The organism is Mesorhizobium sp. L48C026A00, assembly GCF_000502375.1.
Classification (GTDB): domain Bacteria; phylum Pseudomonadota; class Alphaproteobacteria; order Rhizobiales; family Rhizobiaceae; genus Mesorhizobium; species Mesorhizobium muleiense.
In genome coordinates this window covers 262,356-277,322 of sequence record NZ_AYWU01000006.1, presented here as the reverse complement: position 1 = coordinate 277,322, position 14,967 = coordinate 262,356, and the positions used below count along the sequence as shown (strand labels likewise).

12 protein-coding genes and 1 pseudogene are annotated in these 14,967 nt (G+C 63.8%); 3 read left to right on the top strand and 10 right to left on the bottom strand.

Annotated elements, in window-relative coordinates:
- Window positions 1-4: 4 nt before the first annotated feature.
- The 5 genes and pseudogenes from X738_RS55325 to X738_RS55305 all read right to left on the bottom strand — a co-directional run bounded on the left by X738_RS55325 (window position 5) and on the right by X738_RS55305 (window position 5,793).
- A complete protein-coding gene (locus tag X738_RS55325) occupies window positions 5-622 on the bottom strand; it encodes an MOSC domain-containing protein (protein WP_023798707.1) in 618 nt (205 codons plus the stop codon).
- 135 nt (window positions 623-757) lie between these two features.
- Window positions 758-1,879, bottom strand: a complete 1,122-nt coding sequence (locus X738_RS55320) for a beta-ketoacyl-ACP synthase III (RefSeq protein ID WP_023798706.1) — start codon at window positions 1,877-1,879, stop codon at window positions 758-760.
- A 207-nt stretch (window positions 1,880-2,086) separates the two neighbouring features.
- Window positions 2,087-2,857, bottom strand: coding sequence for a trans-aconitate 2-methyltransferase (tam, locus tag X738_RS55315; RefSeq protein WP_023798705.1), 771 nt, complete (start codon window positions 2,855-2,857; stop codon window positions 2,087-2,089).
- A gap of 44 nt (window positions 2,858-2,901) precedes the next feature.
- A pseudogene (ettA, locus tag X738_RS55310) lies at window positions 2,902-4,633 on the bottom strand (energy-dependent translational throttle protein EttA).
- Between the two features lie 134 nt (window positions 4,634-4,767).
- On the bottom strand, window positions 4,768-5,793 hold the full coding sequence (locus X738_RS55305) for a ribonuclease T2 family protein (RefSeq protein WP_023798704.1): 1,026 nt from the start codon (window positions 5,791-5,793) through the stop codon (window positions 4,768-4,770).
- A 199-nt stretch (window positions 5,794-5,992) separates the two neighbouring features.
- On the opposite strand from X738_RS55305, the gene X738_RS55300 reads away from it, so the two are divergent.
- The 3 genes from X738_RS55300 to X738_RS55290 all read left to right on the top strand — a co-directional run bounded on the left by X738_RS55300 (window position 5,993) and on the right by X738_RS55290 (window position 9,901).
- Window positions 5,993-6,928, top strand: coding sequence for an alpha/beta fold hydrolase (locus X738_RS55300; RefSeq protein ID WP_023798703.1), 936 nt, complete (start codon window positions 5,993-5,995; stop codon window positions 6,926-6,928).
- Between the two features lie 151 nt (window positions 6,929-7,079).
- A complete protein-coding gene (locus X738_RS55295) occupies window positions 7,080-8,255 on the top strand; it encodes a CaiB/BaiF CoA transferase family protein (protein WP_023798702.1) in 1,176 nt (391 codons plus the stop codon).
- Complete coding sequence (locus X738_RS55290) at window positions 8,252-9,901, top strand: thiamine pyrophosphate-binding protein (protein ID WP_023798701.1); 1,650 nt, start codon at window positions 8,252-8,254, stop codon at window positions 9,899-9,901. The genes X738_RS55295 and X738_RS55290 overlap by 4 nt, the downstream gene beginning before the upstream one ends.
- Before the next feature lie 88 nt (window positions 9,902-9,989).
- Here X738_RS55290 and X738_RS55285 read toward each other — a convergent pair whose 3' ends face one another.
- The 5 genes from X738_RS55285 to X738_RS55260 form a co-directional block, all read right to left on the bottom strand.
- The gene (locus X738_RS55285) at window positions 9,990-10,439 is read right to left on the bottom strand and encodes a CHRD domain-containing protein (RefSeq protein ID WP_023798700.1); all 450 of its coding nucleotides are present in this window, start codon (window positions 10,437-10,439) and stop codon (window positions 9,990-9,992) included.
- A 172-nt stretch (window positions 10,440-10,611) separates the two neighbouring features.
- Complete coding sequence (locus X738_RS55280; RefSeq protein WP_023798699.1) at window positions 10,612-11,583, bottom strand: ABC transporter substrate-binding protein; 972 nt, start codon at window positions 11,581-11,583, stop codon at window positions 10,612-10,614.
- Between the two features lie 82 nt (window positions 11,584-11,665).
- Window positions 11,666-12,802 (bottom strand): ABC transporter permease, encoded by a 1,137-nt coding sequence (locus tag X738_RS55275; protein WP_031254731.1) that lies wholly within the window; start codon window positions 12,800-12,802, stop codon window positions 11,666-11,668.
- Window positions 12,799-13,677, bottom strand: a complete 879-nt coding sequence (locus tag X738_RS55270) for an ABC transporter permease (protein WP_023798697.1) — start codon at window positions 13,675-13,677, stop codon at window positions 12,799-12,801. The genes X738_RS55275 and X738_RS55270 overlap by 4 nt, the downstream gene beginning before the upstream one ends.
- A 469-nt stretch (window positions 13,678-14,146) precedes the next feature.
- The gene (locus X738_RS55260) at window positions 14,147-14,938 is read right to left on the bottom strand and encodes an ABC transporter ATP-binding protein (protein WP_023798695.1); all 792 of its coding nucleotides are present in this window, start codon (window positions 14,936-14,938) and stop codon (window positions 14,147-14,149) included.
- Between the last annotated feature and the right edge of the window lie 29 nt (window positions 14,939-14,967).

Sequence of the window (14,967 nt, the reverse complement as noted above, 5' to 3'; positions counted from 1 at the left end):
GGCCTCAGGCCCGGTAAATCCACTGCTCGGGCACACGCACCGAAATCTCCTCGCCGGCCGTGATGCGGCCTGGTTTTTCCACCCAGGCGACAAGGCCGCGCAACCGCTTTGCCGCCTTCGGGAACAACAGCGCGCCGGCTTCACGGTCGGCCATTCCGGCATTTTCGGCGACCGATCGCCCGGCGATGCGGCAAGGTCCGTTCTGCGCGTCGACCTTGATGGTGACGCCTCCTTTAAAGAACAGCAGCGTGCCGGACGGCAGCATCGAGAGATGCGGCAGGCCTTCGATCAACAGATTGGCGCCGATCCACTCCGGCTTGATCTCGGCGATGGCCATCCGCCCTGCCACGATCGCCAGCTCGTCCGCGGCCACGATCGACAGCTGCCGCTCGTTGCGCATCTCGGTGCCGCGTGGATACCAGGGCTCGCGCCCGCCGGAGCGCCGCGTCGCGCCGGCGTGGAAATCGCCGTCGATGCCGTCGAAGCCAAGCCGCAAATCATCCACCGCGCGTGTCTCGAAATGATCCGATGGCGCGACGTAAACCGCGGCCACCCGCGCGGCCAGCTTCCGCGCCGGGATGATTTCGACAGGGTTTTCGGCCTGGGGGAAAAGATCCGGCATGGGCTTCATTCCTTGCATGACGCGACGCAGCGAGTTCATCAGGTCCAGTCTAAAGCGCTGATGCTCCAATCAAGCAGACTGATGCGATTACACACCGGCGACCTCTAATGCTGGTGCTGTTCGCGCCAAAGTAGATCAGAGCATGCGCAACAGCGCCCCGCCGATCGAATAGCCGGCGCCGAAGGCGCAGAGCAGGCCATAGTCGCCGGCGTTCATGTCGGCGTGGTTTTCCGCCAAGGCGACGACTGCACCGGCGCCGGCAGTGTTGCCGAGGCGCTCCAGCACCATCGGCGCGCGGTCATGGTCGACCTCGTGGCCGAACGACAGCTTCAGGATCATGGCGTTCATCCGGGCATTGGCCTGATGCAGCCAGAAGCGCCGGATCGCTTGCGGCGTCAGCCCATGCTCGGCCAGGAACTCGACGATGAACTTGTGCCCGGCGACGGTGACTTCCTTGAACACCTTGTTGCCGACCTGCTTGATCAGGTTGCCTTCCAGGTTGATCATATACGGATCGTCCTGGGTGGTGCGCGTGTAGTAGCCAAGATTGGTGCGGATGTTGTTGGACATCTGCGTCCAGGTCCGGGTGTCGAGCACCTCGAAGCGTCCCGGCCGCTTGTCGCCCTGGGCAAGCCCCTCGACGACCATCGAGACCGAAGCGTCGCCGAAGATGAAATGCGTCTGCCTGTCGCGGAAGTTGAGATGGCCGGTGATGATCTCGGGCGTCGTCACCAGCACGCGCCTGTGTGCGCCTGCCCGCACCAGATTGACCGCAATATGCAACGCCGCCGCCGCCGACGAGCAGCCAAGGCCCATGTCGAAGCCGGCGCCCTTCGTGCCCATCGCCTGCTGCATCTCGATGGCGATCGCCGGATAGGGCCGCTGGTGATGCGAGGCCGAGCAGATCACCAGGTCGACATCAGGTGGCTCCAGGCCGGCATGGTCGAGCGCTTTCCTGGCCGATGCGATACCGAACTCGGCTTCCAGCGACAGCGCGTCGTCCGGCCGCGCCGGAATGCGCGGCGCCATGCGGGTCGGGTCGAGAATGCCTTCCCGCTCGATCACATGGCGCGTCTGCACGCCCGAAGCATGGACGATGAAGGCGCTGTCCGATTTCTGCAGCAGCGTCTCGCCCGAAGCCTGGCGGCGGACATTCTCCATCTCGACCCAGGCATTGAAGCTGTCGACCAATTCCTCATTGGTGATCGAAGGCTCGGGGATTTCAACGCCGATGCCGCTGATGATGACGCGATGCATTTTCAGTTCGTCCCATGCGCAGGCGCTGCGGCTTGATGTGGGCGCCGCGAGAGTTCGGCGCAACATGATTCGCATCAAGCTAGTTTAAGCCGGCTTAAATCAAGGGCCTGAGGCAAAAGACCACAACCTTGCGTGGCTGAAATGCGCATTGTGGCGAAACCGAATCAAGCGCAGCCAGGCAGTGCGTCTCGGTGTGGCCAATCGTTTCTAGGCAGCGCGCCGTGCTACGATGAAAAGGCGCGGGAAACGCAGCAACACCTTGCCGTTCGCCGTCTTCGGATAGGCTTCGGTTATCCCAGCGGTGTAGCGCGTGAGAAAAAACCGTCGCTCGTCCGCTTCGAGCGGATCGAGGAACGGCTTCAGCCCCGTCGACTTCACCCACTCGACGATTGCCCCGGCATCGGCCAGCGGATGATTGTAGGCGGTGTGCCAGATGTCGAGCCGGTCGGAGAACGGCGACAAAAGATCGTAGTAGAACGACACTGGCGGCAGCGGCCCGCGCGCAGCACCCTCGAGCTTTTCGGCAAACGGCATTTCAGCCGCCGTCTCGCGCATCAGCCGGTGCGAGGGCTCGCCCATATTGTCGGGCATCTGCACGGCAAGCGCGCCGCCGGGCGCCAAAAATCCCATCAGCCGCTGGAAGATCGCCGGATGCTCGGGCAGCCACTGGAACACCGCATTGGCGAAGATCACGTCGACCGGCTCTTCGGGCTGCCACGCCGCCGCATCCGCCAGTTCGAAGGCCACATCCGGCAGACGCGCCCTCGCCTTCTCGATCATGTCAGCCGAGGTGTCCAAACCGCTGACCTGCGCGCCCGGCCAGCGCTCAACCAGCAATTCGGTCGAGTTGCCCGGCCCGCAGCCGATATCGACCACCCGGCGTGGCGCCGCCACCGGCACCTGCGCGGCGAGATCGCGCGCCGGCCGCGTGCGCTCGTCCTCGAATTTGAGATATTGGGCGGCGGACCAGTCTGCCATTTCAGCTCCTCAGATCATTTGAGAATTCGCCGCCCTAAAAACCCCTATCGCGTCAGCCGCTTGTACGTCATGCGGTGCGGGTTGACGGCGTCGGGGCCGAGCCGGCGGATCTTGTCCTGCTCGTAATCCTCGAAATTGCCCTCGAACCACTCGACATGGCTGTCGCCTTCGAACGCAAGGATGTGCGTCGCCAGCCGGTCGAGGAACATGCGGTCGTGCGAGATGATGACGGCGCAGCCGGCGAAGTTTTCCAGCGCGTCTTCGAGCGCCGCCAGCGTTTCGGTATCGAGATCGTTGGTCGGTTCGTCGAGCAGCAGCACATTGCCGCCGGTCTTCAGCATCTTGGCCAGATGGACGCGGTTGCGCTGGCCGCCGGACAGATTGCCGACCTTCTGCTGCTGATCGCCGCCGCGGAAATTGAACGAGGCGCAATAGGCTCGGGTGTTGGCCTCGAACTTGCCGAGCTTGACCACTTCGGCGCCGCCCGAGATTTCTTCCCAGACGGTCTTGGTCGGGTCGAGCGCATCGCGGCTCTGGTCGACGTAACCGAGCTTGACCGTCTCGCCGACGCGGATCGTGCCGGCATCCGGCTTTTCCTGGCCGGTGATCATGCGGAACAGCGTCGTCTTGCCGGCGCCGTTCGGGCCGATGACGCCGACGATGCCGCCGGGCGGCAACTTGAATTCGAGGTCGTCGATCAGCAGCGTGTCGCCAAAGCCCTTCGACAGGTCCTCGACCTCGATCACCACATTGCCGAGCCGCTCGCCATGCGGAATGACGATCTGGGTGTCGCTCGGACGCCGCTTGTCGGCCGCATCCAGCAGATCCTGGAACGCCTGGATGCGCGCTTTCGACTTGGTCTGCCGTGCCTTCGGGCTGGACTGGATCCACTCGCGCTCGCGGCCGATCGCCCGCTGGCGCGCATCGTCCTCGCGGCCCTCCTGCTTGAGCCGCTTGGCCTTGGCTTCGAGATATTTGGTGTAGTTGCCCTCATAGGGAATGCCGCGGCCGCGGTCGAGCTCGAGGATCCAGCCGGTGACATTGTCGAGGAAGTAGCGATCGTGGGTGATGATCATCACCGCGCCCGGGTAGGCGCGCAGATGCTTTTCCAGCCACGCCGTCGTCTCGGCATCGAGATGGTTGGTCGGCTCGTCGAGCAGCAGAAGGTCGGGCTGACGCAGCAGCAGTTGGCACAGTGCCACGCGGCNCGGCATCGAGATGGTTGGTCGGCTCGTCGAGCAGCAGAAGGTCGGGCTGACGCAGCAGCAGTTGGCACAGTGCCACGCGGCGGCGCTCGCCGCCCGACAGCTTGGTGACGTCGGCTTCCTTGGGCGGGCAGCCCAGCGCTTCCATCGCCATCTCGACCTGCTGTTCGAGATCCCACAGGTTGAGCCGGTCCATCTCGTCCTGGAGCTTGGCCGACTCGTCGGCCGTCTCGTCGGAATAGTTCATCATCAATTCGTTGTAGCGTTCGATGATCGCGGTCTTGGCGGCGACGCCTTCCATGACGTTCTCGAACACGGTCTTGCTCGCATCGAGCGCCGGCTCCTGCGCCAGGTAACCGACGGTGGCGCCTTCGGCCAGCCACGCCTCGCCGCTCCACTCCTTGTCGATGCCGGCCATGATCTTGAGGATGGTCGACTTGCCGGCGCCGTTCGGCCCGAGGATGCCGATCTTGGCGTCCGGGTAGAAGGAGAGGTGGATATTCTCGAGCACCTTCTTGGTGCCGTAGGCCTTGTTGAGGCCGGCCATGTGATAGATGAACTGGCGTGCCACGCGCGCTTTCCCTGAAAAGTCGACTGGAATGTCGGATTGAATGGAAGTTGCGCGCTATGTAGGCGATGCCGCGCCGAACGGCAAACTGTTTTGGCATTTCGAACCGGCCTTCGGGCTAAGACGGGCTCGGCGTGTCACTGGAACTCGATCGGATCGACGATGCCTTTCGGACAGCCGGCATTGTTCGTCGGCACTGAGGCCAGCAACAGCTCACTGAGCGAAGAGTTCGGACCGATCGGGCCGGTCAGGCCGAGCGTCAGTTCGCCGATCAGCCGCCTGCCGCTCGAAGGATCCTTCACACAGGAGACGCGAACCCGCTCGCCGGCGCCGGGACCAAAGGCACTGTCGAAGGCGGCGCGGATCTGGCCAGAGGTCAGATCCCGGCCAATGTTTTGCGTGAAAAGATCACGCACCGGTGAAGCATTCGCCGCGCGCGTCAAGTTCAGCGCATCGGAAAAATACGCCTGCTGGCTCTTGCCGTAACAGGTGCCATGCTTGATCCATTCATGCCTGTCGAGAGCGGATGCGGTGCCTGGCATCACCCGATCGAGCTCCGACCGCGTGTTCGGCTCAAGCTCGACCGGCGGCAGGTCCTGCCAGCGCGCCGGATTGTCGTTCGCCTTGTCGGCCGCTGCCACCTGGCAATAGAAATTCCCTTTCGGCTGCGGCCACAGCCCATGCAAGGTGAAATGCGTCGCCTCAAAACCGGCCGCGGTCTGCGCCTTGCATTCGGTCTTGCCGGGCCTGGTTTCGCAAAACGCCGGCTGCCAGCTCAGCGCGAGGACATATTCGGGCTTTCGCGAAGCCGGCTCAGCAGGCTTCTCCTGGTCGGCCGGCACAGGTGCTGCCGGTTCCGTGGACGCGCTGCCGCCCGAAACATGGCCGCAATCGACCTTCACCCAGCGGCGCTCCGGATCGGCCCCGGGCACGCGGATCAGATAGTGCGTGGGAGCATCCTTGTTGCCAGCCAGCAGCTCGTAGCTCTGTCCCGCATCGGTCGCGATATTGCCGGGGTTCCTGCCGCTCCTGATGGCCTGGGTGGCTGGACAGGTGGCGTCGGCGACGAAAGAGCCGCTCATCATGACCTCGGCCCGCGCAGCACCCGTCAGCGACGCGGCGGCAAGCGCCGATCCAAAAACAAGACCTGTCAGCGTACGCATGGGTACTCTCCGGTTGAATAATGCTGGGCAACAGACTGCCGCCCTCTCTCGGTAGCAAGTTCTCCATGTCAGAATTGCGATACCCGCGTTGCGACGCAAGAACAGCGCTGCGAAACACCGCCGACGGATTGACGCAAAACCGGCGTCGGAGCACACAAACGTTCGCAGGCGTAAAAGACGCGTTGGAGACGAATCGATAATGTCATTCAGCCAGCAGCGCGTGCTGCAATCGCCGACCGGTGCGGCGCTCAACCTTTACGTGAAACGCGCCGAGGGCCGCCCGCGGGCGGTCGTCCAGATCAATCACGGACTGGCCGAACATGCGGCGCGCTATGTCCGCTTCGCTACCTTTCTCGGCGAGTGCGGCTTCCATGTCTATGCCCATGACCATCGCGGCCATGGCGCAACCAAGGCGCTAGACGCTCCGCTCGGCACATTCGCCAAAGCGGCTGGCGGCGCAAAGGTCATCGCCGATGTCGCCGCCGTGCATGACCTGATCGCCGGCGACCATCCCGGCCTGCCGGTCATCGTCTTCGGCCATTCCATGGGCGGCCTCATCGCGCTGAATTTCATGCTTCATCATTCGAACCGGCTGCACGCCGCCGCCATCTGGAACGCCAATTTATCTGCCGGGCTCGCCGGCCGTGCCGCGCAAATCATCCTGGCCTGGGAACAATTCCGGCTCGGCTCCGACATGCCGTCGCGCATGCTACCGAGACTGACGTTCCAGGCCTGGGGCAAGGCCATCCCCAATTCCCGGACGCCGTTCGACTGGCTGTCGCGCGACGCGGCCGAAGTCGACAAATACATCGCCGATCCGCTGTGCGGCTGGGATGCCTCGGTGTCGATGTGGCAAGACCTGTTCGGCTTTGTCTTCGAAGGTGCCGACGACGCCAATTTTTCCGGCGTCCGCAAGACCCTGCCGATCTGCCTAGTCGGCGGCGAAAAGGATCCCGCCACCGACGGCGGCAAGGCGGTCAGCCGTCTCGCCGGGCGCCTGCACAGGATGGGGTTTTCGAATCTCGTTTCAAAGGTTTACGCCGAGACCCGCCACGAAAGCCTGAACGAGGTGAATCGAAATATCATCATGGACGATTTCGCCGCATGGGCCGACAGCGTGCTGAAACAAGCCTGATCGAGAGGTCCGGTTGGCCCATTGCAAGAGCCGTGACTTCGGCACGCGGGATTGATAGTGCATGTTGCCCAAAAGTGCGCAGCGGTTTTGGGATAAGGACATGCATAAAAAGAAAACCAGAGCCTGCGCTTTCGATCAATCACGGTGATCCATGACCGAGCCTCCGCTGAAAGGCATCCGCGTAATCGAACTCGCCCGCATCCTGGCCGGGCCGTGGGCGGGGCAATTGCTTGCCGATCTAGGCGCCGACGTGATCAAGGTCGAGAGCCCTGATGGCGGCGACGATACCCGGAAATGGGGTCCGCCCTTCGTCATGAGCCATGACGGCGAAAACCTTTCGGCCGCCTACTACCATTCCTGCAATCGCGGCAAGCGCTCCATCGCCATCGATTTCTCGACGCCCGAGGGCGCCGAGACAGTGCGCCGACTGGCCGCGACATCGGACGTGCTGATCGAGAACTTCAAGCTCGGCGGGCTGAAGAAATACGGGCTCGACCATGACAGCTTGCGCAATATCAACCCGCGGCTGATCTATTGCTCCATCACCGGCTTCGGCCAGGACGGACCCTATGCGCCACGCGCCGGCTATGACTTCATCATCCAGGGCATGGCCGGCATGATGTCGATCACCGGCGAGGCTGGCCGCGAGCCGCAAAAGGCCGGTGTCGCCATTTCGGACATTTTCACCGGCCTCTATTCGGTGATCGCCATCCAGGCCGCACTTCGCCATGCCGAGAAGACCGGCGAAGGCCAGCATATCGACATGGCGCTCTACGACAGCCAGATCTCGGCGCTCGGCAACCAGAACCTCAACTATCTGGTCTCGGGAAAATCGCCGGTGCAGATGGGCAACGCGCATATGAATATCGCGCCCTACGAAGTGGTGCCGGTGAAGGACGGCCACATCATCCTGGCCATCGGCAATGACGGCCAGTTCGCCAAATTCTGCGCCGCCGTCGGGTTGGACAAGCTGCCATCGAACGCCGATTTCGCCACCAATCCCGCCCGGGTCGCCAACCGGGCGACGCTGCGCGAGCATATGATCGAGGCGCTGAAAACCTTCGATCGCGATCCGCTGCTGGCCAGGCTGGAGGCGGCAGGCGTGCCTGCCAGCCCGATCAACACGATCGGCGAGATGTTCGCCGACCCGCAGACCATCGCGCGCGGCATGCGGCTCGACCTCGACGACGGCCATGGCAATCTGTTGCCCTCGGTGCGCGCGCCGATGGTCATGTCGGGCACGCCGCTGGTCTATGAACGGCCCTCGCCGCGTCTCGGCGAACACACCGAAGAAATCCTTGCCGAACTGGAGAGGTCAGGAAAATGAAGACCGGCGGACAGCTGATTGTCGATGCGCTCGAAGCCAACGGAACGGACCGCATCTATTGCGTGCCCGGCGAATCCTACCTTGCGGTGCTCGACGCGCTGCACGATTCGCCGATCCGCACCATCGTCTGCCGCCAGGAAGGCGGTGCCGCGATGATGGCCGACTGCCATGGCCGCCTGACCGGCAAACCGGGCGTCTGCTTCGTCACCCGCGGCCCCGGCGCCACCAACGCCTCGGCCGGCATTCACATCGCCATGCAGGATTCGGTGCCCGTCATCCTGTTCATCGGCCAGGTCGCCAGCCACGCCAAGCAGCGCGAGGCTTTTCAAGAGGTCGACTACGTCAGGTTCTTCGGCGACATCGCCAAATGGGTGGTCGAGATCGACGACGCCGCGCGCATTCCCGAATTCGTCACCCGCGCCTTCGCGGTGGCGACATCCGGCCGTCCCGGCCCGGTCGTCATCTCGCTGCCGGAAGACATGCTGACCAGCCTTGTCGAGGCGCCGGCCGCCCTGCCCCACACGCCGGTCGAAACGCGGCCGGGCGAGGCCGAGCTCGATGCTCTGGAAAAGCTTCTCAACAAGGCAAAGCGCCCCTTCGTCATCCTCGGCGGCACGCGCTGGGATGCGGAGGCCGTCGCGCGCATGCGGACGATCGCCGAAGCCTGGTCGCTGCCGGTCGGCTGTTCCTTCCGCCGCCAGATGCTGTTCGATCATCTCCACCCCAACTATGCCGGCGATGTCGGCATCGGCATCAACCCGAAGCTGGCGACCGCCATCAAGCAGGCCGACCTCGTGCTGCTGATCGGCGGCCGTATGGGCGAGATGCCGTCCTCCGACTACACGCTGCTCAAGAGCCCCTATCCGGACCAGTCTCTGGTCCATGTCCATGCCGACGCCGGCGAGCTCGGCCGCGTCTATCGGCCGACACTGGCGATCAACGCCTCGCCGTCCGCCTTCGTCGAGGCCTTTGCCGGGCGAAAGCCGGCCGCCACGCCGGTCTGGGCGGATGAAACACCGAAGCTGCACGCCGCCTATCTCGACTGGTCGACACCGCCCGAAAGCGGCCCTGGCCCGGTCCAGATGGGGCCGATCATGAACTATCTCGAAAAAATGCTGCCCGACGACGCCATCCTCACCAACGGCGCCGGCAACTACGCCACCTGGGTGCACCGTTTCCACCGTTCCCGCCGCTTTGCCACGCAGGCAGCACCGACCTCCGGCTCGATGGGCTACGGCACGCCGGCAGCGGTCGCCGCCAAGGAACTGTTCCCCGAGCGCGATGTGATCGCCTTTGCCGGCGACGGCTGCTTCCTGATGAACGGCCAGGAATTCGCCACCGCCGTGCAGTACGATCTGCCGATCATCGTCGTCGTCGTCAACAATGGCATCTACGGGACCATCCGCATGCACCAGGAGCGCGAATATCCCGGTCGCGTCGTCGCCACCGACCTGAAGAATCCCGACTTCGCAGCGCTCGCCCGCGCCTATGGCGGCCATGGCGAAATCGTCGAGAAGACGGCCGACTTCGCGCCGGCCTTCGAACGCGCCCGCGCCAGCGGCAAGCCGTCGATCGTCGAGATCAGGCTCGACCCCGAGGCGATCACGCCGACCCGGACGATGACCCAGATACGGGACAGGACCTGAGCGGCAGAGGCATAGGCCGAATTTCTTCGCGGCGCTGTCCCGCAAACTTCGACAGGCTAGTGCAGCGCTTCGCCGGGCCGACGTTGCGCTACATCGTCGCCGCCTTCTCGATCTGCCCGCGGATCTCGCCGTCCTTGTGGGCCTCCGTATGAAGGTTGATATAATATTTGCCGGCCATCAGGTCGGCAGCCTGCGCGTCGGTCAGGATCGCCGCCCCCTTGAACAGGCTTTTCGGAGCGCCCTTGAACGGGACGACGACGTCGGCATTTTCACCCTTTGCTGCCGGACCGTGAATATGTCCGGCCGTCGCCGGTCCACTGAGACCTGAAAACATCACGTTCCAGGTGAGCTGTTTCGTGTCGGTGTTGAAGCCGAGAGTGGCCTCGCCTTTGCCCTCCGTGGTGACGGCTGGATTCTGCTGAGCGCCATCGAGCGTCGCCTTCATCTTCATCATGTCGGCCAAGGCCGGTGAAGCGCACAGGAAGGGAGCCGAAACGGCGAGCGCCGAAAGCATCGGCGAGAAGGATTGCATGCGCATGGAATTCTCCGTTGTGGCGATGACATCCGCTGAAGCAGGATGCACTGGAACAACGGTCGTGGCGAGCGGATGTTTCCACCGGTAACGGCTATTTTACATGCCAAAAAAGGGGGCGGTCGCCCGTCCCCTTTTTTTCGAATTGCGGGCCCCAGAGGCCCCGGTTGATGGCCCTTTACTTGATGGCCTTGTCGGTGATGGCGGTCGTGTAGGCGCCGGTCGGCTCCTTGGTGATGATCTTCTGGTCGAGCAGCGCCTTGGCGGTGCGCGCGTAGGTCGCCGGGTCGAGCTTGCCGTCGGCATTGTCGATCAGCTTGGCGACTTCGCCCATCATGCGCTTCTGGTGGTTCTCGTCCTGGCCGCCATTGTCCATGACGATGCCGGCCGCCTCGTCGGAATTGTCGACGGCGTATTTCCAGCCCTTCATCGAGGCGCGCACGAAACGCACCATCTTGTCCTCGAAGGCCGGATCCTTGAGCTTGTCCTCCAAGGCGTAGAGACCGTCCTCAAGCAGGTCGTTGCCCATGGCCGAGTAGTTGAACACGATCAACTCTTCCGGCTTGTAGCCGGCATCGATGAGCTGCCAGTATTCGTTGTAGGTCATGACCGAAATACAATCCGCCTGCTTCTGGATCAGCGGCTGCACGTCGAAACTCTGCTTCAGCACGGTGACGCCATCCGGGCCGCCGTCGGTCTTCAAGCCGAGCTTGTTCATCCAGGCGTAGAACGGATACTCGTTGCCGAAGAACCAGACGCCGAGCGTATGGCCCTTGAAGTCGGCTTCGGTCTTGACCGGGCCGTCCTTCGGGCAGACCAGCTGCATGCCGGCCTTCTTGAACGGCTGGGCGATATTGACCAGCGGCACGCCCTTTTCGCGTGCTGCCAGCGCGCCGCCCATCCAGTCGACGATGACGTCGGCGCCGCCGCCGGCGATCACCTGCTCGGGCGCGATATCGGGGCCGCCCGGCTTGATCTCGACGTCGAGGCCCTCGGCCTCATAAAAACCCTTGTCCTTGGCGACGTAGTAGCCGGCGAACTGGGCCTGCGTGACCCATTTCAGCTGCAGCGTCACCTTGTCTGCGGCCATCGCCTGGAACGCGGCAAGCGACATCGCGCCGGCCAGCATCGAAACAACAAGTCTTTTCATGCTTTTACCCTCTGGAGTTAAGTGTTTACCCTTTTAGGACCAGGACCTTCAATCCAACCCTGATTCCAAACCCGCCACCGCCCTATCCACCACGGACGGAGGGATGCCAAAACGTGACTGCTCTCTCGAAAAGAGCGACCACGCCATAAAAGACCGAACCCGCAAGTGCTGCAACTGCGATTTCGGCCCAGACCATGTCGATATTCATCCGTCCGACTTCGGTCGAAATCCGGAATCCCATGCCGACCACCGGCGTGCCGAAGAACTCCGCGACGATGGCGCCGATCAGTGCCAGCGTCGAATTGATCTTCAGCGCGTTGAAGATGAAGGGGGCTGCCGCCGGCAGCCGCAGCTTGAACAGCGTCTGCCAGTAGCTCGACGCATAGGTGCGCATCAGGTCGCGTTCCATATGGCCGGAGGCGGCAAGCCCGGCGACCGTGTTCACCAGCATCGGGAAGAAGGTCATGATGATGACGACGGCGGCCTTCGACTGCCAATCGAAGCCGAACCACATGACCATGATCGGCGCCACGCCGATGATCGGCAGCGCCGAGACCATATTGCCGATCGGCAAAAGCCCGCGGCGCAGGAACGGCACGCGGTCGGCCGCGATGGCGGCAAGGAAGCCGGCGCCGCTGCCAACGACGTAGCCGAAGATCACCGCCTTGAAGATGGTCTGCCGCACGTCGGCGGCCAGCACCGGCAGCGAATTGGCGATGCGCACGCCGATCGCGCTTGGCGGCGGCAGCAGGATGAAGGGAATGCCGGCGCCGCGCGTCACCGCCTCCCAGATGATCAGGATCCAGGCGCCGAAGATCGCCGGAATGATCAGCCTCAAAGCGGTCGCAGCCCAGCGCGAGGCCGGGCGAAGCGCGGACAGCACCGTCACGCAGCGCCAGGCCAGAAGCCATGCCGCGGCGAGCAGCAGATAGAACGACGCGCGGGCGGTGCCCTCATTGTCGGTTATGCCGGCGAGCAACAGCCACGCTGCGCCATGCGCGCCAAGGAAGAGCAACACCACCCCAATTGCCGGCGGGAAATTATCGGCCCCAATTGCCAGGAGCAGCAACAAGAAAATCAAAGCCGCGGTACCGACACCGTAGCCGGGCGCCGCATCGACAAGCGGCCAAAGAAGCAGCGCGCCGGCAAGAAGGACAAGCGCGGCATACCCTTGCCACGAGCGGGGGGTGATCGACGAAAGGCTCAGGAGGGAACTCATGCCGGCCTCCCGCCCATGGCGCGGTCGACGAGGCGCCCGGCAATGCCGACCACCATCACCAGCAAGGCCGCCACCACCGAGCCGGCCACCAGCGCCGACCAGATGTCGATGGTCTGACTGTAATAGGCGCCGGCGAGCAGCTTGGCGCCGATGCCGGCGACGGCACCGGTCGGCAACTCACCGACGATGGCGCCGACCAGGCTGGCGGCGACCGCCACCTTCATCGAGGTGAACAGGAACGGCACCGATGCCGGCACCCGCAACTTCCAGAAGGTCTGCGAGGGGCTGGCATTGTAGGTGTGCATCAGGTCGAGATGGGTGAGTTCGGGCGAACGCAGCCCCTTGACCATGCCGACCGCCACCGGGAAGAACGACAGATAGGTCGAGATCAGCGCCTTCGGGATCAGGCCGGTAACGCCGATCGCCGCCAGCACGACGATGATCATCGGCGCCACCGCCAGGATCGGAATGGTCTGCGAGGCGATGATCCACGGCATCAGGCTGCGGTCGAGCGTCGCCACATGGACGATGCCGACGGCAATCAGGATGCCGAGCGCCGTGCCGAAAGCGAAGCCGAGCAGCGTCGAGGACAGCGTCACCCAGGCATTGTAGACAAGGCTGCGATTGCTGGTGACCTTGCGCAGAAACGTGTTCTCGAAGAAATTCACCGCCACCTGATGCGGCGCCGGCAGCGTCGGCTTCGGCTGCGCCATCGTCTTGCCGATGAACTCCACGATCCCCGGTGTCTCGCCGGCACGGCGGTCGAGATCGCGCTGGAACGGCGCGTTGAGGATGACGGCGAAAACATACCAGACGACCACCACGCCTGCGAGGATCGAGGTCACCGGAACGATCTTGTCGCGAAAGGAGTCCATCTAGCGGCCCTCGCCAGACGGCACACGCTCTGCGTGACGCGCTTTCGTCATCCTAGGGCGAAGCCGCCGCGAAGCGGCGGGCGTAGACCCTAGGATCCATTCCGTGACTTCGGCCGAATGGCCCAAGCGGTCCAGAATATCCGCCAACCAAGCCACCGCAGCCGACGTTCCCTCAAGACAGGGAGCGATGTTCCGCACCGTTGCGGAGCGGGGAGGTAACGGCATGGATCCTAGGGTCTGCGCCGCGTCGCTTCGCTCCTTGCTTCGCCCTAGGATGACGAAGGCGNGTAACGGCATGGATCCTAGGGTCTGCGCCGCGTCGCTTCGCTCCTTGCTTCGCCCTAGGATGACGAAGGCGTGGTTGGCCGTGCTCTCGATGAACGCCGCTTCGCGGCGGCTCCGCCCTAGGACGACGAAACCATGGGTGGGCCCGCTGGCACCGTCGGGGAGAGGAGAGAGCCCATCCCGCTCAATCCTCATAGCTGTGCCCTGCCCTGAGCCCGTCACGCACCCGCGCCGCGATCGCCAAAAACTCCGGCGTCTCGCGAATGTCGAGCGGCCGCTTTTTCGGCAGCGTCGATTCGATGACATCGCTGACGCGGCCCGGGCGCGGCGACATGACTATGATCCGCGTCGACAGGTAGACCGCCTCGGGAATGGAATGGGTGACGAAGCAGATGGTCTTGTTGGTCCGATCCCAAAGCTCCAGCAGCTGTTCGTTGAGGTGGTCGCGCACGATCTCGTCCAGCGCGCCGAACGGCTCGTCCATCAACAGAAGATCGGCATCGAAGGCCAGCGCCCGCGCGATCGAGGCACGCTGCTGCATGCCGCCGGAAAGCTGCCACGGGTATTTCTGCTCGAAGCCGGCCAGATTGACGAGATCGAGCGTGCGCTTGATGCGCGCCGCCTGCTCTGCCTTCGACAGGCCCATGATCTCCAGCGGCAGCGCCACATTGCGCTCGATCGTGCGCCACGGATAAAGTGCTGCCGCCTGGAAGACATAGCCGTAGGCGCGGCTCTGGCGCGCCTGCTCGGGCGTCATGCCGTTGACGGCGATGCTTCCCGATGTCGGTTTTTCTAGATCGGCGATGACCCGCAGCAAGGTCGTCTTGCCACAACCGGACGGCCCGATGAAGGAGACGAATTCGCCCTTGCCGATGGTCAGGTCGACATTCGACAGCGCCTGCACCGGACCGTCACTGGTCTGGAAGGTCAGGCCGAGCTTGCTTGCCGAAACGACGGCTGGCGACTGTCCGGTCATAGGCCGCAGCCTGGCTTTTCGCGCCGCCG